Origin of the sequence: Stenotrophomonas sp. YAU14A_MKIMI4_1, assembly GCF_003086855.1 — a bacterium.
GTDB lineage: Bacteria > Pseudomonadota > Gammaproteobacteria > Xanthomonadales > Xanthomonadaceae > Stenotrophomonas.
The window spans coordinates 1133582-1153319 of the sequence record NZ_CP025998.1 but is presented as its reverse complement, the minus strand read 5'-3'; the positions used below and the strand labels follow the sequence as shown (position 1 = coordinate 1153319).

18 protein-coding genes are annotated in these 19738 nt (G+C 67.8%); 13 read left to right on the top strand and 5 right to left on the bottom strand.

Translation table 11 applies throughout. The features are described 5' to 3' along the window. Window positions 1-58 precede the first annotated feature (58 nt). From C1931_RS05285 to C1931_RS05245, 9 genes are all read left to right on the top strand, one after another. Window positions 59-2377, top strand: coding sequence for a catecholate siderophore receptor Fiu (locus C1931_RS05285; protein ID WP_108755602.1), 2319 nt, complete (start codon window positions 59-61; stop codon window positions 2375-2377). A 49-nt stretch (window positions 2378-2426) separates the two neighbouring features. Then, the gene (locus tag C1931_RS05280) at window positions 2427-3104 is read left to right on the top strand and encodes a Fe2+-dependent dioxygenase (RefSeq protein ID WP_108755601.1); all 678 of its coding nucleotides are present in this window, start codon (window positions 2427-2429) and stop codon (window positions 3102-3104) included. Window positions 3105-3279: 175 nt separating this feature from the next. Further along, the gene (locus C1931_RS05275) at window positions 3280-3672 is read left to right on the top strand and encodes a hypothetical protein (protein WP_108757661.1); all 393 of its coding nucleotides are present in this window, start codon (window positions 3280-3282) and stop codon (window positions 3670-3672) included. A 144-nt stretch (window positions 3673-3816) separates the two neighbouring features. Further along, window positions 3817-6243 (top strand): TonB-dependent receptor, encoded by a 2427-nt coding sequence (locus tag C1931_RS05270; RefSeq protein WP_108755600.1) that lies wholly within the window; start codon window positions 3817-3819, stop codon window positions 6241-6243. Window positions 6244-6746: 503 nt separating this feature from the next. Next, complete coding sequence (locus tag C1931_RS05265) at window positions 6747-7385, top strand: PepSY-associated TM helix domain-containing protein (protein ID WP_108755599.1); 639 nt, start codon at window positions 6747-6749, stop codon at window positions 7383-7385. 29 nt (window positions 7386-7414) lie between these two features. Then, a complete protein-coding gene (locus C1931_RS05260; protein WP_108748830.1) occupies window positions 7415-7933 on the top strand; it encodes a DUF2271 domain-containing protein in 519 nt (172 codons plus the stop codon). Between the two features lie 116 nt (window positions 7934-8049). Then, window positions 8050-8853 carry a DUF4198 domain-containing protein gene (locus C1931_RS05255; RefSeq protein ID WP_108755598.1) on the top strand — a complete coding sequence of 268 codons (804 nt, stop codon included), beginning with the start codon at window positions 8050-8052 and terminating at the stop codon, window positions 8851-8853. Between the two features lie 54 nt (window positions 8854-8907). Beyond that, window positions 8908-9879, top strand: coding sequence for an FAD:protein FMN transferase (locus C1931_RS05250; RefSeq protein ID WP_108755597.1), 972 nt, complete (start codon window positions 8908-8910; stop codon window positions 9877-9879). After that, the gene (locus C1931_RS05245) at window positions 9876-11480 is read left to right on the top strand and encodes a sulfite reductase subunit alpha (protein WP_108755596.1); all 1605 of its coding nucleotides are present in this window, start codon (window positions 9876-9878) and stop codon (window positions 11478-11480) included. The genes C1931_RS05250 and C1931_RS05245 overlap by 4 nt, the downstream gene beginning before the upstream one ends. A gap of 271 nt (window positions 11481-11751) precedes the next feature. On the opposite strand, the gene C1931_RS05240 is transcribed toward C1931_RS05245, so the two are convergent. The 4 genes from C1931_RS05240 to C1931_RS05225 all read right to left on the bottom strand — a co-directional run bounded on the left by C1931_RS05240 (window position 11752) and on the right by C1931_RS05225 (window position 14924). Further along, entirely contained in the window at window positions 11752-12357 is a 606-nt protein-coding gene (locus C1931_RS05240) for a HutD family protein (RefSeq protein WP_108757660.1), read from the bottom strand. A gap of 22 nt (window positions 12358-12379) precedes the next feature. After that, window positions 12380-13093 carry a murein L,D-transpeptidase catalytic domain family protein gene (locus tag C1931_RS05235; RefSeq protein ID WP_108755595.1) on the bottom strand — a complete coding sequence of 238 codons (714 nt, stop codon included), beginning with the start codon at window positions 13091-13093 and terminating at the stop codon, window positions 12380-12382. Between the two features lie 17 nt (window positions 13094-13110). Beyond that, window positions 13111-14193, bottom strand: coding sequence for a L,D-transpeptidase (locus C1931_RS05230; RefSeq protein ID WP_108755594.1), 1083 nt, complete (start codon window positions 14191-14193; stop codon window positions 13111-13113). A gap of 335 nt (window positions 14194-14528) precedes the next feature. Next, the gene (locus C1931_RS05225) at window positions 14529-14924 is read right to left on the bottom strand and encodes a helix-hairpin-helix domain-containing protein (RefSeq protein WP_234412307.1); all 396 of its coding nucleotides are present in this window, start codon (window positions 14922-14924) and stop codon (window positions 14529-14531) included. Window positions 14925-15053: 129 nt separating this feature from the next. Here C1931_RS05225 and C1931_RS05220 point away from each other — a divergent pair, with 129 nt between their 5' ends. The 4 genes from C1931_RS05220 to murU all read left to right on the top strand — a co-directional run bounded on the left by C1931_RS05220 (window position 15054) and on the right by murU (window position 18671). Then, the gene (locus tag C1931_RS05220; RefSeq protein WP_108748823.1) at window positions 15054-16547 is read left to right on the top strand and encodes a M20 family metallopeptidase; all 1494 of its coding nucleotides are present in this window, start codon (window positions 15054-15056) and stop codon (window positions 16545-16547) included. Window positions 16548-16617: 70 nt separating this feature from the next. After that, window positions 16618-16887 (top strand): GlsB/YeaQ/YmgE family stress response membrane protein, encoded by a 270-nt coding sequence (locus tag C1931_RS05215; protein ID WP_108748822.1) that lies wholly within the window; start codon window positions 16618-16620, stop codon window positions 16885-16887. Window positions 16888-16944: 57 nt separating this feature from the next. Further along, window positions 16945-17970, top strand: coding sequence for a phosphotransferase (locus tag C1931_RS05210; protein ID WP_108755593.1), 1026 nt, complete (start codon window positions 16945-16947; stop codon window positions 17968-17970). Next, window positions 17967-18671, top strand: a complete 705-nt coding sequence (murU, locus tag C1931_RS05205) for an N-acetylmuramate alpha-1-phosphate uridylyltransferase MurU (RefSeq protein ID WP_108755592.1) — start codon at window positions 17967-17969, stop codon at window positions 18669-18671. The genes C1931_RS05210 and murU overlap by 4 nt, the downstream gene beginning before the upstream one ends. A gap of 239 nt (window positions 18672-18910) precedes the next feature. Here the strand turns inward: murU and C1931_RS05200 are convergent, their stop codons facing one another. Next, the gene (locus tag C1931_RS05200; RefSeq protein ID WP_199913909.1) at window positions 18911-19390 is read right to left on the bottom strand and encodes a hypothetical protein; all 480 of its coding nucleotides are present in this window, start codon (window positions 19388-19390) and stop codon (window positions 18911-18913) included. Window positions 19391-19738 lie beyond the last annotated feature (348 nt).

Here is a 19738-nt window from a genome sequence, read left to right as displayed (position 1 = left end):
TTCCCGCCCCTGTCGCGCACGCGCCGACGGCCCATTCCTGTCTTTCATTCCAACGCCCATGAGCCCCATCAAGAGCCGCAAGCACGCCACCCCGCTTCGTTCCCTGCCGCTGGCCACCCTGGCCGCCGGCCTCGGCCTGGCCACCCTGCCCGCGCTGGCCCACGCCGAAGCGGCCGACAACGCACGTACCCTGGACAAGATCGACGTGCACGCCACGCGCGGCTACAAGGCCGACAAGGTGGCCTCGCCGAAGTTCACCCAGCGCCTGCAGGACACCCCGCAGACCATCCAGGTCATCACCAGCGACCTGTTCAACCAGCAGGGCGCCACCACGCTGACCGAGGCGCTGCGCAACAGTCCCGGCGTGGGCACCTTCTACGCTGGTGAGAACGGCAACACCACCACCGGCGATGCGCTGTTCATGCGCGGCTTCGACACCTCCAACAGCCTGTACGTGGACGGTGTGCGCGACCTGGGCTCGATCTCCCGCGATGTGTTCAACATCGAACAGGTGGAAGTGACCAAGGGCCCGGCCGGCACCGACAACGGTCGTTCGGCACCGACCGGTGCGATCAACCTGGTCAGCAAGCAGGCCAACCTGCAGGACGCCACCTCGGCCAGCATTTCGCTGGGCAGCGACCAGCAGCGCCGCACCACCGCCGACTGGAACCAGTCGCTGGGCGCCACCAGCGCGCTGCGCATCAACGGCATGTGGCAGGACAGCGACCAGCCCGGCCGCGACCACGTGCAGAACAAGCGCTGGGGCATCGCACCCTCGCTGGCCTTCGGCCTGGGCACCGCGACCCGCTACTACCTCAACCTGCTGTACGTGAAGCAGGACAACGTGCCCGATGGCGGCGTGCCCACCCTGGGCCTGCCGGGCTGGACCCCGCAGCCGACCCTGGAAGCACTGGCCGGGCACCCGGTCGATCCGGAAAACTTCTACGGCACCCGCGCCGACCACGATGACGTGACCGCGCAGATGGCCACCTTCCGTTTCGAGCACGACTTCAACGACAGCGTGCGCCTGACCAACACCGCGCGCTGGGGCCGCACCGAACAGGACTACCTGCTCACCGCCTTCATGGGCACCGGCGTGCGCGGCGCGGGCGGCCGCCCGACCGGCAACATCACCTATACCAACCCGGCCGACCTCTCCAGCTACGCCATCGCGCGCAGCCTGCCGACCTTCAAGGATCAGCGTAATACGATCCTGACCGATCAGCTGAACCTGCGCGCGGACTTCGCCACCGGCGCGGTCGGCCACGCACTCAGTGCCGGTCTGGAATTCACCCGCGAAGAACTGGACAGCTACGGCCAGGCCGCCACCGCCGGCACCAGCTGGCCAGCCGCCAACCTGTACGACCCGGACTGGAACGTCAGCGGTCTGAACTGGGCGCACAACGGTGCCGACGCGCACGGCAAGACCACCACGTCCTCGGTCTACCTGTTCGACACCCTGTCCTTCGGTGAAAGCTTCCTGCTGACCGCCGGCGTGCGCGCCGACCACTACAAGACCGAGTACGCCAGCGCGTCGGTGTGTGGCGGTCGTGGCAGCCCGGTGTGCGGCAGCAACCCCACCGGCACCGTGCTGCGCAACCCCACCCTGGAAGCGAGCGACACCCTGCTGAACTGGAAGCTGGGCGCGCTGTACAAGGTGGGCGACACGGTCAGCCTGTACGCCAACTACGCCATTTCCCAGCAGCCGCCGGGCGGCGCCAACTTCCAGCTGAGCAGCTCGGCCAGCAGCGCCGACAACCCCAAGCTGGACCCGCAGAAGGCCAAGACCTTCGAAGTGGGCAGCAAGTGGGGCTTCATGGATGACGCACTGGCGGTGAACCTGGCGCTGTTCCAGACCGACGTGGACAACGAGATCAACACCACCGTGCTGGACGATGCCGGCAACCCCACACAGACCGGCAGCAAGCGGGTGAAGGGCGTGGAACTGTCGGCAGTCGGCCGGGTGACCGAGAACTGGTCGGTCAGCGCCGGCTTCAGCCACCTGGATACCGAAGTGAAGGAAGGCGCGAAGGTGGCCGCCGACGGCACCACCAACCTGACCTACACCCCGGACGATACGTTCACCGGCTGGACCAGCTACCTGCTGCCGCATGGCATCACCGTGGGCGGTGGCGTGCGCTACGCCGCCGGCATGCACCGCGGCACCGACGGCGCGGTGGGCACCCCGTCGTTCACCAAGTCCTACGCGGTGTACGACGCCATGGTGTCGTGGGACGTGAACGAGCACGTGTCGCTGCGCTTGAACGGCTACAACCTGTTCGACAAGCAGTACGTGGCCAGCATCAACAAGAGCGGCTACCGTTACACCCCGGGTGCACCGCGCACCTTCCTGCTCAGCGCGGACATCCGCTTCTGATGCAGCGCGTGGGGGAGCCCGTCTCCCCCGCGCCTTTCGAGGAATCGCCATGCTGCTGCATATTCCGCAGGTCCTGTCTTCCGACGATGTCGCCCAGCTGCGGCAGCGCCTGGATGCGGCCGACTGGGCCGATGGCCGCGAAACCGTGGGCGTGCAGGGCGCGCGGGTAAAGCACAACCAGCAGTTGCCCGATGCATCGCCGTTGAAGGCCGAACTGGGCAGCATCGTGCTGGCCGCGCTGCAGCGCCACCCGCTGTTCTTCGCTGCGGCCCTGCCGCTGAAGATCCTGCCGCCACGTTTCAACCGTTACACCGGTGGCGGCACCTACGGCTTCCATGTGGACGGCGCAGTGATGAACCTGGCCCACGGCGAACAGCTGCGCTCGGACATTTCCTGCACCCTGTTCCTGTCCGCCCCCGAGGAATACGACGGCGGCGAGCTGGTGATCAGCGATACCTATGGCGAACACGAAGTGAAGCTGCCCGCCGGTGACCTGATCGTCTACCCGTCCAGCAGCCTGCACCAGGTCACTCCGGTCACCCGCGGCGCGCGCGTGGCCTCGTTCTTCTGGGTGCAGAGCATGATCCGCGACGATGCCCAGCGCCGCCTGCTGTGGGAAATGGACACCTCCATCGAGCGCCTGCGGCAGACCAGCGCCGACCCCGGTGCCGTGCTGCAGTTGACCGGCGTCTACCACAACCTGTTGCGGCGCTGGAGCGAGGTCTGAGCGATCTACCCGGCACGCGACGCCACCTGACAATCGTTCTCATTTGCAACTGCTAACCGCTCTCATTACAATCACGCCCCGTTGACGCCGGCGTTTCCGGCCGTTCCCAGGGTTGCCCATCTTGCTTGGCCCGCTTCGCCCCCGCCCGCTTCGCCACGTGCAGCTTGGTACCGCCATGCGCGGCCGCCGGCCTGCGCTGGCCAGCCTGTTGGCGTGGATCGCGATGCTGGCGTTGCTGCTGGGCACCCTGCCGCTGTTGCCGGTTGCCCACGCGGGCCTGGCCCAGGCGCAGCAGCAGCCGCTGGAAGAGCGTGGCGGTGAGCGCGGCGCGCACGAAGAGGCCCCGGCCAAGCTGCGCCGCTGCGCTGCAGCCCCGCAGAAGACAACCGACACGGCGCCGCCCCTGCTGCTGGCACGCCAGTGGCTGCACAGCGAACTGCAGTTGATCCCGACCGCGCCGGCGCATGCCGTCGCGCAGCCGGACTGGCCGCTGGCCGCTCCGGACACGCCCTGGGCCGACGCGCCCGGGCGTCGCCAGCAACGCGGCCAGGCGCCGCCGCTGGCCTGATCCCCGGCCCTGGCTGACCGCATCGGCGGTACAGCCAGCGCGCCGCTGCGTGTTCGTTCCCTGCCGCCCCTGACCGGGCATTCCTGCCGCCACCGCGCCTGCCGCGCGGTTCCGCGCGCGCTCGCATCCTTCGAGGTTCCTGCCATGGCCCAGCGCCATCGTGTTCGTTCGTCCCTGTCCCGCCACCTGCTGACCAGCGCCGTGCTGGCGGCCTTCGCCGCCCCTGCCTACGCCAACGGTGCCGCCGCCGGCGCACCGCAGACCCTGGATACCGTGGTGGTCACCGCCTCGGGCTTCGAACAGAAGATCACCGACGCCCCGGCCAGCATTTCCGTCATCACCCAGGAAGAGCTGACCACCCGCCCCTACATGACCCTGCTGGACGCGGTGCGCGACCTGGAAGGCGTGGACGTGGGCGAAACCCGCGACAAGACCGGCCAGGGCACCATTTCCATGCGTGGCATGGGCTCGGATTACACGCTGATCCTGGTCAACGGCCGCCGCCAGAACAACCACGGCGACATCTACCCGAACAACTTCGGCGGCAACCAGTTCAACCACATCCCGCCGCTGGATGCGATCGAGCGCATCGAAGTGATCCGCGGCCCGGCCTCCACCCTGTACGGCGCCGATGCCATGGGCGGCGTCATCAACATCATCACCAAGCGTTCGCTGGACCGCTGGAGCGGTTCGGCCACGCTGGGCGGCACGTTCGAAACCGACGACCAGTTCGGCGACGACCGCACCGCCGATGTCTACGTGACCGGCCCGCTGGTGCCCAACGTGCTGAACCTGTCGGCGCGTGCCAGCTGGTACGACCGCGATGCCTCCAACCCGGTGTACAGCCCGGTGCTCGACCCCAGCGGCGTGGCCCACGACCGCTCGCTGGGCTTCGGTGGCGGCGGCAAGACCGTGGACAACACCAACAAGGCCGGCGGCATCAGCCTGGACTGGAACATCAGCGATGCCCAGCGCCTGACCCTGGATTACGACACCTCGCGCCAGGAGTACGACAACGCGATCAAGATCAACGATGCCGGCGAAGAGGAATACCCGGTCGGCACCGTGGACAGCATCAGCAGCATCTGGCGCAGCAGCAATTTCTGCCGCGGTGCCAGCGGCGCCAACGCCAACGCCTGCCGCAACAACGGCGGCACCTGGTCGCGCCGCGCCGATCCGCGCGTGGGCTACAGCCCCAGCCAGGAATTCACCCGCGATGCCTGGGCGGTCACCCACGAAGGCCGCTGGGGCTTTGGCAACAGCCTGGTTTCGCTTTCGCACGTGGCCACCAACAACGACGGGCGCACCATGCCCTTCACCGTGGCCGAGCGCGTGCAGCTGCTGCAGATGATCGATGCCACCGGCCCGTATGCCGGGCTGCCGCTGGCCGAACGCCGCGCGCTGGCCGAATCGACCTTCCTGCCGCGCCCGGCTCGCACCCTGGAAAGCGAGCAGTACACCCTGGATGCGAAGCTGGACATTCCGTTCCAGGCCGCCGGCCAGCACGTGGCCGTGGTCGGTGCGCAGGTCATCCGCGGTGAACTGACCGACGGCGTGTTCGGTACCGAGCGCGGCACGCCGGGCCTGAGCCAGGACCACAACATGTACTCGCTGTTCGCCGAGGACACCTGGACCGTGCTGGCCCCGCTGGCGATCACCTACGGCCTGCGCTACGACGACCATGAAGTGTTCGGCGACCAGCTCAGCCCGCGCCTGTACGGCGTGTACACCGTCAACGAGGCCTGGACGGTGAAGGGTGGCATCAGCACCGGCTTCAAGACACCCAAGACCACCCAGCTGTACGACGGCGTGATCGGTTTCGGTGGCCAGGGCACCTCGCCCATGTTCGGCAACCCCGACCTGAAGCCGGAAACCAGCACCAGCACCGAACTGGCCGTGTACTGGCAGCACCCGGCCGGGCACAGCTTCAACGCCACCGCCTTCCACAACCGCTTCGACGACAAGATCGCCTCGCAGCCCTGCGGTGCGGCGCTGACCCTGTCGTGCAGCTCCACTGGTGAATATGCCGACCTGGGCTATGCCAGCAGCACCCGCACGGTGAACATCGACGAGGTGGTGATCCAGGGTGCCGAAGTGGCCGGGCGCTGGAACATCAGCGATCAGTTCAGCCTGCGCGCCAACTACACCTTCACCGACAGCGAGCAGAAGAGCGGCGCCGAGAAGGGCCGACCGCTGGGCAACAGTGCCCGGCACATGGCCAACGCCACCTTCGACTGGCGCGCCAGCGACCGCTTCAACGTATTCCTGACCGCCGAAGCGCGCTCCAAGCGCTATGGCGGCATCAGCACGGTGACCGGCCAGGAACGCTACTACAAGGATTACACCGTGCTGCACCTGGGCGCCTCGTTCGAAGCCACCGAGTGGCTGACGGTGAACGCCCGCATCAACAACCTGCTGGACCGCGACTTCACCACCTACCAGACCTTCTTCACCGATCTGGACGGTGACGGCATCTACACCGATGACACCAATGAAGTGCTGTTCGAGGACGACTACAACAACAAGGACAAGGCCCGCAGCGTCTGGGTCAGCCTGAACTTCCGCTTCTGAGTGGTGGCACCCACCGCCCTGCGGTGGTGGGTGCCAACCGACCTGCTGTGGTGGGTGTCCACCTTGGTCGGCACCGCCCTGCGGTGGTGGGTGCCAACCGCCCTGTTCTGGTGGGTGCCAATCCACGCATGGCGTGGATCTACCCGTGGGTGCCCACCTTGGTTGGCACCGCTCCATCCACGCATGGCGTGGATCTACCCGTGGGTGCCAACCTTGGTCGGCACCGCTCCATCCACGCATGGCGTGGATCTACCCGTGGGTGCCAACCTTGGTCGGCACCGCTCCATCCACGCATGGCGTGGATCTACCCGTGGGTGCCCACCTTGGTCGGCACCGCGCCATCCACGCATGGCGTGGATCTACTCGTGGGTGCCAACCTTGGTTGGCACCGCTCCATCCACGCATGGCGTGGATCACCCGCGCGGGATACACAACGACACCTAATTGCGAGCCATTCTCATTAATGCTGTAATGGGTGGTCTTCACCTGCCCCGAAAAACACCGTGAGCCGTCCTGCCTCGTCCACCGTGCAGCAGCAACAGAGCCGTGGCTTCTGGCTGCGTACCCTGCACCAGTGGCACTGGATCAGCTCGGCGGTGTGCCTGATCGGCATGCTGCTGTTCGCGGCCACCGGCCTGACCCTGAACCATGCGGCGAAGATCGAGGCCAAGCCGCAGGTGCAGAACCATCAGCTGGAACTGCCGCAGGCACTGCTGGCCCAGCTGGGCACGCGCGAAGACGGCAATGCGCCGATTCCGCGCCCGGCGCGGCAGTGGCTGGACCAGCAGCTGGGCATCGCCATCGGCGGCCGCCCGGCCGAATGGTCGCCCGAAGAAATCTATCTGTCGCTGCCGCGCCCCGGCGGCGATGCCTGGTTGAGCATCGACCGCGAGACCGGCGCCGTGGAATACGAATCCACCTCGCGCGGAGTGGTGTCCTACCTCAACGACCTGCACAAGGGCCGCAACGCCGGCCCGGCCTGGGGCTGGTTCCTGGACCTGTTCGCGGTGGCCTGCCTGGTGTTCTGCATCACCGGCCTGTTCCTGCTGCACCTGCATGCGCGGCAGCGGCGCATGACCTGGCCGCTGGTCGGCCTGGGCTTGATGATTCCGCTGCTAATCGCCCTGCTGCTGATCCACTGACTTCCTACCGTTCCCTTCGGAGCCGCCCCATGCGCGTCACCCTCACCATCGCCCTCAGCGGCCTGCTGGCCACCAGCCCCGCCTACGCCACCACGCTGGACATCAACGTTGAAGTGCCCAAGCTCAACGTGGCCGAATACCACCGCCCGTACGTGGCGGTGTGGCTGGAAGGGGCCGACCAGAAGGTCGCCGCCAACCTGTCGGTCTGGTACCAGCAGACCAGCAACAGCGAAGGCCACGGCACCAAGTGGCTGCCCGACCTGCGCCAGTGGTGGCGCAAGAGCGGCCGCACCCTGCAGGTGCCGGTGGACGGCGTGACCGGTCCCACCCGCCCGGCCGGCAAGCACGCGCTGTCGTTCAGCGACAAGCAGCCGGCGCTGAAGCAGCTGGCCCCCGGCAACTACACCCTGGTGGTGGAAGCGGTGCGCGAAGTGGGCGGCCGCGAACTGCTGAAGATCCCCTTCACCTGGCCGGCCACCGCCGCACAGAACGGAAAGGCGCAGGGCGCCACCGAACTGGGCCTGGTCACCCTGGCTGTGAAGCCCTGATTCCCCTTTCCGGGGTCAGAGCCCTTTCTGCGGAAGGGATCCGACCCCGGGGTCGCATCCCTTTCCAGCGGAAAGGGCTCTGACCCCACCCACCCAACGTCCCTGGAGTCTTCCGCATGAAGCGCACGCTCGTCCTAGCCGCCGCCCTGGCCGCTGCTCTTCCGTTCTCCGCCCTGGCCCACAAGGCCTGGCTGCTGCCCTCGCAGACGGTGATTGCCGGCAACGCGCCGTGGATCACCGTCGATGGCGCCGTGTCCAACGACCTGTTCTATTTCAACCACGTGCCGCTGCGCCTGGAATCGCTGGTGATCACCGCGCCGGACGGCAGCACCGTGCAGCCGCAGAACGCGGCCACCGGCAAGTACCGCAGCGTGTTCGACATCGAACTGAAGCAGCAGGGCACCTACCGCATCGCCTCGGTGAACGATGGCCTGTTCGCCACCTACGAACTGAACGGCGAGCGCAAGCGCTGGCGCGGCACCGCCGCCACCTTCGGCGAACTGCCCAAGGATGCGAAGAAGCTGGAAGTGAGCCAGTCGGTGGGCCGGGTGGAAACCTTCGTCACCAACGGCGCGCCGAACGACACCGCGCTGAAGCCGACCAACCGCGGCATCGAGCTGGTGGCCGTCGGCCACCCCAACGATCTGTTCGCCGGAGAGGAATCGACCTTCCGCGTGCTGGTCGATGGCAAGCCGGCCGCCGGCCTGGACTTCGAGATCGTGCGCGGCGCCACCCGCTACCGCAATGCGCAGGACGAACTGAAGGTGACCAGCGACGCCAAGGGCGAGATCAAGGTGACCTGGCCGGAAGCCGGCATGTACTGGCTGGAAACCGGCACCGAGGACAACAAGACCTCGGTGAAGCAGGCCGCCAAGCGCCGCCTGAGCTACGTCGCAACGCTGGAAGTCCTGCCGCAGTAACCACACCGCGGCGGTGCCGGGATGCTTCCGGTACCGCCGCCTGCACCGCCTGACATGACCGATACCTCGCTCGACATCGCCCGCCTGGGTGGCACCACCATGGGCACCACCTGGAGCGTTTCGCTGGTGGCGCCGCGCCAGCGCGACCTGCATCCGTTGCATGCGGGCATCCAGGCCCGCCTGGACGCGGTGGTCGCGCAGATGAGCACGTGGGAACCCGGTTCCGACTTGAGCCGCTACAACAGCGCGCCGGCGGGCCAGCACTGCGTGCTGCCGGCCGAAACCCGCCACGTGCTGGCGTGTGCGCAGACCATCGCCGCCGCCAGCGACGGCGCCTTCGATCCCACGGTGGGCCCGCTGGTGGCGCTGTGGGGCTTCGGCGCGCATGCCGGTCCACGCGCCCTGCCCAGCACCGATGTGCTGCAGGCCACGCGCGAACGCTGTGGCTGGCAGCGCCTGCAGTGGCAGGGCGACGCGCTGCTGCAACCCGGCGGGCTGGAACTGGATCTGTCGGCGATCGCCAAGGGTTTCGGCGTGGATCATGTCGCGGCGTGGCTGCGCAGCCAGCAGATCGATGCGGCACTGATCGAAGTGGGCGGCGAACTGGCCGGCTATGGCCACAAGCCGGATGGGCAGCCATGGCGCGTGCTGGTGGAATCGGCGCCGGAAGAAGATGCCGCCAGCGAGCTTCCGCCGCGCGTGCTGGCGCTGCATGGCAAGGCGGTGGCCACCTCGGGCGACCGCTGGCACCAGTACAGCACTGATGGCCAGGCCTACAGCCACAGTCTGGACCCGCGCACCGGCATGCCGGTACGCCAGGTCGCCGCGGCCGTGACCGTGGTGGCCGACGATGCCATGCACGCCGATGCCTGGGCCACCGCGCTCACCGTGCTGGGCCAGGCCGCCGGTATGGCGCTGGCCGAGCGCGAGGGGCTGGCCGTGCGCTACCTGCAGCGCAGTACCGGTGGCCCGCAGGAACATCTGAGCAGCGCCTTCCAGCGCCTGCTGGACGAGCAGGCCGCATGAGCCGTCGTCCCTCGCGCGCACTGCTGGGAAATCTACTGGTGCTGGCGCTGCTGGCCGTGGCCGCCACCGCCCTGCTGCGCCTGCACCTGGGGGAAACCTGGTGGCAGGGCGCACCGACGCCGCGCCATTGGCATGCCGCGCTGATCGCCCTGGTGCTGTACGCGCTGGCCTGCACCGCGGTGTGGTGGCGTGGCCGCCGCCGCGACGACCACAGCGCCGATGGTGCCGCACCCTTGCTGCTGGTCTGGTCCAGCCAGACCGGCTTCGCCCGCGAGCTGGCCGAACGCAGCGCCGAGGCCCTGCGCGCGGCCGGGCTGCCAGTGCGCCTGCGCGGCCTGCATGAAGTGGATGGCACCCTGCTGGCCGACAGCACCCGCGTGCTGTTCATTGCCAGCACCACCGGTGAAGGCGATGCGCCCGACCATGCCCTGCCCTTCCTGCGCGGCACGATGAGCGCCTCGCCTGCATTGGGCCACCTGCACTACGGCGTGCTGGCGCTGGGCGACCGCAGCTATGGGCACTTCTGTGCCTTCGGCCACCAGCTCGATACGTGGTTGCGCCAGCACGGTGCCCATCCGATGTTCGATGTGGTCGAGGTCGACAATGCCGACCCGGCCGCACTGCGCCACTGGCAGCAGTTGCTGGGGCAGATCCGCGGCGGTGCCAGCGAACTGCCCGACTGGAGCCCGGCCGAATATCAGCCTTGGACGCTGCTGCAGCGCGAGCATCTCAATCCGGGCAGCCTGGGCGGGCCGGTGTACTGGCTGCGCCTGCAGCCGCCGGCGGGCAGCGATGCGCTGTGGCAGGCCGGCGACATCGCCGAAGTCGGCCCGCAGCACGCCGCGCACAGCACGCGCGACTGGCTGCAGTCGAGCGGCTTCGATCCGGCTTTGGAGCTGGACGACGGACAGACCCTGCTCGACCGCGTTGCGCGTTCGCACCTGCCGAACCTGGTGACACCCGGCGACCTGCCCGGCCTGCTGGCGGCACTGCAGCCGCTGCCGCATCGTGAGTATTCCATCGCATCGGTGATGGCCGACGGTGCGCTGGAACTGCTGCTGCGCCGCCAGCTGCGTGCCGACGGTACAGCGGGTATCGGCAGTGGCTGGCTGTGCGACCACGCCGCCATCGGCGAACCGGTGCAACTGCGCCTGCGCCGCAACGACAACTTCCATGGCGTGGCCGCCGACGTGCCCCTGCTGCTGATCGGCAATGGCACCGGCATCGCCGGCCTGCGCGCGCACCTGCACGAACGCGCCCGTACCGGCGCGCAGCGCACCTGGCTGCTGTTCGGCGAACGCTCGGCGGCCCACGATTTCCACTTCGGCCACGAACTGCAGGCGATGCAGGGCAACAGCACGCTGCAGCGGCTGGATGCGGTGTTCAGCCGCGATGGCGGCGCGCACCGCTACGTACAGGACCGGCTGCTGGCCGAAGCGGCAACGCTGCGGCAGTGGGTCGATGAAGGCGCCACGATCCTGGTCTGCGGCAGCCTGCAGGGCATGGCCCCGGCAGTAGATGCGGTGATCGAGCAGGTGCTGGGTGCCGAAGGCAAGGAAGCACTGCTGCTGGCCGGCCGCTACCGCCGCGACGTGTATTGAGGGGTCGGATCCCTTTCCGCAGGAAAGGGCTCTGACCCCATCCACGCATGGCGTGGATCTACCACTGCGGCGGGGTCGGATCCCTTTCCGCAGGAAAGGGCTCTGACCCCATCCACGCATGGCGTGGATCTACCACTGCTGCGGGGTCGGATCCCTTTCCGCAGGAAAGGGCTCTGACCCCATCCACGCATGGCGTGGATCTACCACTGCTGCGGGGTCGGATCCCTTTCCGCAGGAAAGGGCTCTGACCCCATCCACGCATGGCCCGGCGCTACCCTACGCTCGTTACCCGTATCGCCAACAACTCACCACCGCCCTGCAACGCGTGGCGCTGGCGCTCACCGGCGGCCAACCACGCGGTATCCCCGGCCTGCAGCGGCGGCAGCCCGCTGTCCGCACCGAAGTCGGCATGCCCGGCCAGCAGGTACAACGCCCAGGCCACGCCCGGTTCGCAGAAGAAGAACATCGATCCCACCAGCGGCCGGTGCAGCAGCTCGGCCTGCAGCACATCGCGCTGCCACATCAGGTTGAAATCGTGGGTGGGGCCATCCACCAGTTCCCCCTGCAGCGTCTGCTCACCCGCAAAGCGCACGCGCCCGTGCGGCGGCAGCACCTCGGCCACGTGGCCATCTTCGAAGCGCAATCGCACGCCGTTGCCGTGCAGCAGCACCAGTTCGCGCTCCACCCCGGGAAACGCCGAAAACGCGGCATCCTGCTCGATCTCGGCCACCGACAGGCGCAGCGCCCAATCATCGCCGTGTGCCGGCAGGCGCAGGATCTCGCGGGTCCAGCCCAGACCATTGCGCCAGCGTTCGCGGCGGTAGTCCAGGCTGGAAATCACCTGGCTCGGGGTGTGCAGCAGGGAATCGGTGTCCATGCCCGCATTGTAGGTGCGTGTGTCAGCCTGCGCCGCCACAACCGCCGTCCAGCAGCTTGGAATGTTTCAGCCAGTCCGGATCGGGATAGTAGGCAAAGACCAGGGCGCCACCGCGCAGCGAATCGATCAGCGGCCGCGACACCGACAGCCGCACCGCCGGGCAGCCCAGGCTGCGGCCCAGCCGCCCCTGCAGCCGGGCCACCGTCGGGTTCACGTAGGGCGCACCATGGATCACGATCGCGCGATCGCGCGCCAGATCGTTGTAGCCCGGCTCCAGCCCATCCAGGCGCAGCGAATAGCCGTTGCCGCCCATGTAGGTCTCCTTCGCAGTGAAGGCCCCGATGCTGGACATGAAGCTGCCATCGCGGTTGGAAAAATGCTCGGTGCGGTTGCCACCGCTGTTGCGCCCATGCGCCACCCACTCCTCGAACAGCAGGCGCTGGCGTGCCAGGTCGAACACCCACAGCCGCTGCTCGGTGGACGGCCGCGAGTAATCGATCACCGCCAGCCGTTCGCCGCTGACGCCCAGCTCGGGGCGCTGCAACGAACAACGCAACGCCGTAGCCGCCAGCTTCAGTACCTGGCGGTCGGCATTGGGCGCGGTGCGTGCCAGCAGCGCGGTCAGGTCTTCGGTGCTGGCGGTGGCCGCCGCCGGCGGTGCGGCGGCAGAGGCCGCACCGGCCAGGATCGCCAGCAGGCCGCCAGCGGCCCGCCAGCACGTGCGTGAAACGTTCATGGGTGACGGCAATCTGCTCAGGACTTCTTCGACGTGGGCGCGGCCGGCTCCGATTCCAACACCGGCTGCATGCCCGATTCAGCCGCGCTTGGGCGTACCGCCGGCAGCGAGGTCACCAGCAGGGTCGTACCGGGCACCAGCACCTGGTACAGCTGGTGGGCGAAATCGGCCGGCAGCGCCATCGGCAGCGAGGGCGTGGCCAGCAGGTCCGGCGTGGCCTGCGCGCTGTCCTGGCCCAGCAGCGGATACGCGGTCCACTGGTGCAACCGCTGCTGTGCATCCAGCGGGCTGGGCGTATCGCTGTAGCCCTGCCCCATCACGAACAGCGTGGTGCCCTGGAACGCCGGCAACGCATCGGCGCGCAGCGGCGATTCGCCGATCATCACCCCATCGCGCAGCACGTACAGCCGCTGGTCCTGCAGGCTGACCAGGATGCCGACCTGGCCGGCAGGCGCGGCGGCATCGTTCCACCACGCCGCGGCAGCGCTGCCTGCTTCGCCGTCCGGCAGCGCCTGGCCCTTGGCATTCACCGGCGCCAGCACGGCCGGGTAGGCCAACGTCATTGGCGCGCTCTTGGCATCGGCCACCACCACCGTGTCGCCGCGCTGGGTGGCACTGAACAGTTTCTGCGCGAAGGCCTGCGGCAGGCGCACGCAGCCGTGCGAGGCCGGGTGACCGGGCAGGCTGCCGCCGTGCAGGGCGATGCCGTCCCAGGTCAGCCGCTGCATGTAGGGCATGGGCGCGCTGTTGTAGAGGTTGGAGCGGTGGTCCTTGTCCTTCTGCAGGATGGTGAACACACCGGTGGGCGTTTCGTGCCCGGTCTTGCCCGAGCTGATCGTGCTCAGCCCGATCGCGATGCCGTTGCGGTACACATAGGCGCGCTGCTCATCCAGGCTGACCACCAGCACGATCGGTCCGGACGGCGAGATTTCCGGGTGCCACAGATATTCGCCGGGCTTCAGATCGGTCGGCCCGCGCACCTCTGCGCTGGCAGGAGCAGTGGCCGTTGCAGCTGCAGCTGCAGGCGTGGCCGCGCTGGCCGCACTGGTGGCACAGGCCAGGGCAAGCGCCAACGGCAATGCAAGACGATGAAGGGACATCCGGTGGCTCCATTCCATGGGGAGCCTCCACGCTACACCATCGCCACGTCGTGGCCGTGCGCAGAAAAAGAAATTGCCCGGCGACACCACCATGTGTCGTACCGGGCAATCGTCACGTCCCTGTCGGCCTGCTGCCATTCCCCGCGTCCTGCGGTATGGGAATGTTGCGTCCTGCACGCGGCCGCGTCTGTCCTGTTTGTATCTCAGCCCCTTCCACAGGTCTGTGATGCCACCATCCTGGTGATTGGTGTCGCCTCCGTGCGACGGTCGGTGGTCACGGCCTTCCTGTCCGCGACCAGTGAACCAGCCTCCTGCCGGTTCCGACGATCCTGTTGTCATCGCCTGGGTACGGTTCGCACCGGTACCGATCCGGGTACCGGATCCGCGGGCAACAGCCTGTTGCCGACGGTGATCCGCTGTCGATTCCGTTCAACGATTCCTGTCCCTATCCCCTTCACCTGCGCCAGATCCTCTACGCGGTGAAACGGGCCGTGTGTGCGCCGGTGCTCGACGATTGCCGCAGCCTTCCTGGCCCCGACCATCGACAGTCCCTGCTGCAGCGCCTGGGCATCGGCCCGGTTGATGTCGATGGGCTCGGCGGCTTGCGCCCCCAGCATCCACATTCCCAGCACCAGCGCCCTTAACACGACACTCCAAGGCACGACGTGTATCTCCTTGTGGTTCTGGCCGTCCCGACCGGCAATCCCGTCGGCCGAAACAGTGTCCGTCACCACATGTGCACAGCCTATCGGTTTCACAGATTTCTAAAAGCCAGCCAACTACCCGACGTCGTGTAGGAAAAACCCTACCCCCACCACAGGCGTAGAATGCGCGGATCAGCCATGCAACCGGAGTTTCAGATGGACAGCGCCAAGCTCGGCCAATTCGTCAATGAAAAGTGGGACAGCGAAATCGTCCCGCAGTTGGTCGACTACATCCGCATTCCCAACAAGTCGCCGATGTTCGACGCCAATTGGGTGCAGAACGGCTACATGGAGCAGGCGGTCACCCTGATGGAAAACTGGGCCAAGGCCCAGCAGCTGCCCGGCCTGAAGGTCGAAGTGGTCCGCCTGGAAGGCCGTACCCCGCTGATTTTCCTGGAAATTCCGGCCACCGGCGCGGAAACCGGCGACGACACCATCCTGCTCTACGGCCACCTGGACAAGCAGCCGGAAATGACCGGCTGGGACGACGACCTGGGCCCGTGGACCCCGGTGCTGCGCGGCGACAAGCTGTACGGCCGCGGTGGCGCCGATGACGGCTACGCCATCTTCGGCTCGCTGGCCGCCGTGCTGGCCCTGCAGGCCCAGGGCCTGCCGCACGCGCGCTGCGTGGTGCTGATCGAAGCCTGCGAAGAATCGGGCAGCTACGATCTGCCGGCCTACGTCGACCATCTGGCCGACCGCATCGGCAAGCCGTCGCTGGTGGTCTGCCTGGATTCGGGCTGCGCCAACTACGACCAGCTGTGGTGCACCACCTCGCTGCGCGGCCTGACCGGCGGCAACTTCACCGTGAAGGTGCTCAACGAAGGCGTGCATTCCGGCGATGCCTCCGGCGTGATCCCGTCCAGCTTCCGCCTGCTGCGCCAGATCCTGTCGCGCATCGAGGACCAGGACACCGGCCGCATCCTGATCGACGGCATGAACGTGGAGATCCCGGCCGAGCGCCAGGAACAGGCCAAGCGCGCCGCCGAAGTGGTCGATACCGAGATCTTCGAGAAATTCCCGATGGTCGACGGCCTGCGCCCTATGAACGACGACCTGGCCGAGCTGGTGCTCAACCGCACCTGGCGCCCGGCCCTGTCGGTCACCGGCATCGGCGGCATGCCGCCGCTGGAATCGGCCGGCAACGTGCTGCGTCCGCAGACCTCGGTGAAGCTGTCGCTGCGCCTGCCGCCCACCGCCGACGGCAAGACCTGCGGCGAACTGCTGAAGGAAGCGCTGCTGCGCGACCCGCCGAACGGCGCCCAGGTCACCCTGGACCTGGAAAAGGCCTCCACCGGCTGGAACGCCCCGGCGATGGCGCCGTGGCTGACCCAGGCCATCGACGATGCCAGCCAGGCCTTCTTCGGCAAGCCGGCCATGTACATGGGCGAAGGCGGCTCGATCCCGTTCATGGGCATGCTGGGCGAGAAGTTCCCGGGCGCCCAGTTCATGATCACCGGCGTGCTCGGCCCGCACTCCAACGCCCACGGCCCGAACGAGTTCCTGCACATTCCGATGGGCAAGAAGGTCACCGCCTGCGTGTCCAAGGTCATCAGCGAACACTACGCTGCCAGCCTGCGCGGCGAGACCAGCGGTTCGCCGGTGGCCGCCGACAGTGGCACCCGCCACGGCGACCACGGCTGCTGCTGATCGCGGCACACCGTGACGGACGCAGCCCGGCCTTGCTAGGCTGCGTCCACCCCCAGCGGAAACCACGCGCATGAATGGTCTTTTCGGCAGCAGCAGCTGGTTGTACATCCTGCTGGTCGGCTTCTTCGTCGGCCTGCTCGGGCGCTTCTTCATGCCCGGCAACAACCGCATGGGCTGCCTGCTGACCATCGTGCTGGGCATCGTCGGTGCGCTGGTGGCCGGGTGGTTCGGCCAGTACATGGGCTGGTACCGCCCCGGCGAACCGGCCGGCTTCCTCGGTGCTGTGGTCGGCGCGGTGGCCGTGCTGGCCCTGATGCGCCTGTTCAGCCCACGCCGCTGACATCCCCCTCTCCTCTTTCCTGAGCGTGGCGCGCCTGGCGCGCCCGGAACCGCCTGCATGACCGAACCTGCTTCCGATCCCCAGCGCAGCGCGCAGCGCCTGCAGTGGGCCCGCACCCAGCTGGACGACGCCCACGCGGTGGTCGAACGCGCTTCGGTCGATGCCGGCCTGCGCAGCTACTGGCGCACCACCAGCACCAGCGGCAGCCACATCATCATGGATGCCCCGCCCGGCCTGGAAGATTCACGCCCCTGGCTGCGCATGCGCGCGCTGCTGGCCGACCATGGCCTGCGCGTGCCCACCGTGCTGGCGCAGGAGCTGGACGCCGGTTTCCTGCTGCTGGAAGATCTCGGCGGGCCGACCCTGGCCAAGGTGCTGGATACGCACAACGCCGATGCCTGGTTCACCCGCGCCATCGACCAGCTGATCGTGCTGCAGTCGATTCCGGTACCGGAAGGTTTCGGCCACTTCGGCGAAGCGCTGCTGCAGCGTGATGCCGGCCTGTTCGAGGAGTGGTTCCTGCAGCGGCATCTGGGCCTGCAGCTGGACTGCGACGCCGCCGAGGGCCTGCAGCTGGCGCAGCGGCGGATGATGGACAACGCACTGGGCCAAGCCCAGCTGATGACCCACCGCGATTACATGCCGCGCAACCTGATGCCGGTGGCCGATGGCCCGGCCGTGCTGGATTTCCAGGACCTGGTGCGCGGGCCGATCGCCTACGATCCGGTCAGCCTGTTCAAGGATGCGTTCCTGAGCTGGCCGCTGGAGCGCGTCGACGGCTGGTTGGCGCAGTACCACGCCGCCGCCGGGGCGGCCGGCCTGCCGGTCCCGCCGCTGGCCACCTTCCTGCGCGACGCCGACTGGATGGGCATCCAGCGCCACGTCAAATGCCTGGGCCTGTTCTGCCGCCTGCGCTACCGCGACAACAAGGGCCACTACCTGGACGATGCACCGCGCTTCATTACCTACCTGGATGAAGTGCTGCCGCGCTACCCGCAGCTGGACGGCCTGCGCCGGCTGATGGACGAACAGGTCAAGCCGGCGCTGCTGGACCAGGCCGCGCCACTGCGGTTCGCCCGATGAAGGCACTGATCTTCGCCGCCGGCCTGGGCGAGCGCATGCGTCCGCTCACCCTGCACACGCCCAAGCCGCTGCTGGCAGTGGCCGGCAAACCGCTGATCGTCTGGCACCTGGAACGCCTGGCGGCGCTGGGCGTACGCGACGTGGTAGTCAACACCGCGTGGCTGGCCGAGCAGTTCCCGACCACGCTGGGCGATGGCAGCCAGTGGGGCCTGCGCCTGCACTTCGTGCACGAAGGCGCTACGCCGCTGGAAACCGGGGGCGGCATCCTCAATGCCCTGCCGCAGCTGGGTGATGCACCGTTCCTGGTGGTGAACGGGGATATCTGGACCGATTTCGATTTCGCCACGCTGCCGCGCGAGCCGCAGGGCCAGGCGCACCTGGTGCTGGTGGACAACCCCGCGCAGCACCCGCAGGGCGATTACCGGCTGGATGCGCAGGGCCTGCTGCACCACGACCGTGCCGGGCCGTGCCTGACCTATGCCGGCATCGGCGTGTACCGGCCATCGATCGTGGCCGACTGGCACGCGGTGATCGGCGATGCCGCGGGCAGTGAGCGGGTGCCGCCGAAGTTCTCGGTGGTTCCGCTGCAGAAGCATTTCATGGCGCAGGGATTGATGACGGGGCAGCACCATCGCGGGCGCTGGACCGACGTCGGCACGGTCGATCGCCTGCGCGCACTGGACGCAGAGTTGGCCGCCTGATCGGTAGAGTCGAGCTTGCTCGACTGCAAAGCCGTGCTTGGTCGGGCGGATGGGCTGCGCAGGGGACGCTGCAAGTACGTCCTTGTAAGCTCGTAGGCGCCATCCATGGCGCCTGCGCCCCTGCGCAACCCATCCGCGCGGCCACGGACAATTCCCGTGGGCGTCGAGCCACGGAAAAGAAAAAGAAAAGCAGAAGCGGGTCGCTTCGCTGCGCTCGCTCCAGCTTGCTGGCTTGGGCCTTACTGCTTGGTGCTGCAGTCGATCACGCTTGCTTCGGTGATTACATCCTTGCCATCGGTGTACAGGGTGATGCTGCAGAAGTAATCGATGATCGTTTCGTTCTCGTAGTGCCCGACCTTGCGGTACACCGCTTCGCTGCTGACCGGCATGATGCCGCTGACGCCCTGCCCGCCAATGGCGGCCCAGGTCTCTCGCTGGCCGACGTACTCGGTGCCGGTCTGGATGAAGACCTTGTCCGGCCCGGCATGCGTACGCATCCGGTTCCATGCATAGAAGCCCCCGCTGCCGTAGGACGACGGCCCGAGTCCATGGTCTGGCTTGCCGAACATTTCAATGGCCCGGGCAGCCGGCTGGCCCACCAGGCCCTGCACCGCAGCTGCGATCTGGTTGGCCTGCGCGTTGTTCCGGGGAGCGGACGCACAGCCGGACAACAGGGCCGTCGTCAGCGCCAGGCCGACCAGCATATTCAGCTTCATCATGACACTCACTCCTTGTGATGGGATGACAACCAGCGGTCTTGCTGGGCGAACACTGTACCGTGCCTGCCCCACCCGATCACCGCGCAGCCACCGTGTCGACCAAGGTCGACACCTACCAGACGCCGCGCATATCAGGTCCAAGATCCAATCCCAAGGCCACCGACCCACTGTCGAAGGCGGGGCGGTGTGGGCTTGCAGGACCGCAGGCGCCATGGATGGCGCCTACGAGCCCCCATGGACGGGTTTACGGCGTGTCCTGCAAGCCCACAGCGCCCCGCCTCCCCCAGGAAGCCAGCTGTTGCACTTGATCTTCAGCGGGTGCAGGGCAGCAGCCCTGCAATAAAAAAA

What these genes read in the sequence shown, in the direction of transcription:
- C1931_RS05230 (WP_108755594.1), bottom strand. Translation starts at nt 14,193, where the DNA reads ATGTCCCTTCATCGTCTTGCATTGCCGTTGGCGCTTGCCCTGGCCTGT.
- murU (WP_108755592.1), top strand. Translation starts at nt 17,967, where the DNA reads ATGAAGGCACTGATCTTCGCCGCCGGCCTGGGCGAGCGCATGCGTCCG.
- C1931_RS05220 (WP_108748823.1), top strand. Translation starts at nt 15,054, where the DNA reads ATGGACAGCGCCAAGCTCGGCCAATTCGTCAATGAAAAGTGGGACAGC.
- C1931_RS05215 (WP_108748822.1), top strand. Translation starts at nt 16,618, where the DNA reads ATGAATGGTCTTTTCGGCAGCAGCAGCTGGTTGTACATCCTGCTGGTC.
- C1931_RS05240 (WP_108757660.1), bottom strand. Translation starts at nt 12,357, where the DNA reads ATGGACACCGATTCCCTGCTGCACACCCCGAGCCAGGTGATTTCCAGC.
- C1931_RS05235 (WP_108755595.1), bottom strand. Translation starts at nt 13,093, where the DNA reads ATGAACGTTTCACGCACGTGCTGGCGGGCCGCTGGCGGCCTGCTGGCG.
- C1931_RS05275 (WP_108757661.1), top strand. Translation starts at nt 3,280, where the DNA reads ATGCGCGGCCGCCGGCCTGCGCTGGCCAGCCTGTTGGCGTGGATCGCG.
- C1931_RS05285 (WP_108755602.1), top strand. Translation starts at nt 59, where the DNA reads ATGAGCCCCATCAAGAGCCGCAAGCACGCCACCCCGCTTCGTTCCCTG.
- C1931_RS05245 (WP_108755596.1), top strand. Translation starts at nt 9,876, where the DNA reads ATGAGCCGTCGTCCCTCGCGCGCACTGCTGGGAAATCTACTGGTGCTG.
- C1931_RS05210 (WP_108755593.1), top strand. Translation starts at nt 16,945, where the DNA reads ATGACCGAACCTGCTTCCGATCCCCAGCGCAGCGCGCAGCGCCTGCAG.
- C1931_RS05255 (WP_108755598.1), top strand. Translation starts at nt 8,050, where the DNA reads ATGAAGCGCACGCTCGTCCTAGCCGCCGCCCTGGCCGCTGCTCTTCCG.
- C1931_RS05270 (WP_108755600.1), top strand. Translation starts at nt 3,817, where the DNA reads ATGGCCCAGCGCCATCGTGTTCGTTCGTCCCTGTCCCGCCACCTGCTG.
- C1931_RS05260 (WP_108748830.1), top strand. Translation starts at nt 7,415, where the DNA reads ATGCGCGTCACCCTCACCATCGCCCTCAGCGGCCTGCTGGCCACCAGC.
- C1931_RS05280 (WP_108755601.1), top strand. Translation starts at nt 2,427, where the DNA reads ATGCTGCTGCATATTCCGCAGGTCCTGTCTTCCGACGATGTCGCCCAG.
- C1931_RS05250 (WP_108755597.1), top strand. Translation starts at nt 8,908, where the DNA reads ATGACCGATACCTCGCTCGACATCGCCCGCCTGGGTGGCACCACCATG.
- C1931_RS05200 (WP_199913909.1), bottom strand. Translation starts at nt 19,390, where the DNA reads ATGATGAAGCTGAATATGCTGGTCGGCCTGGCGCTGACGACGGCCCTG.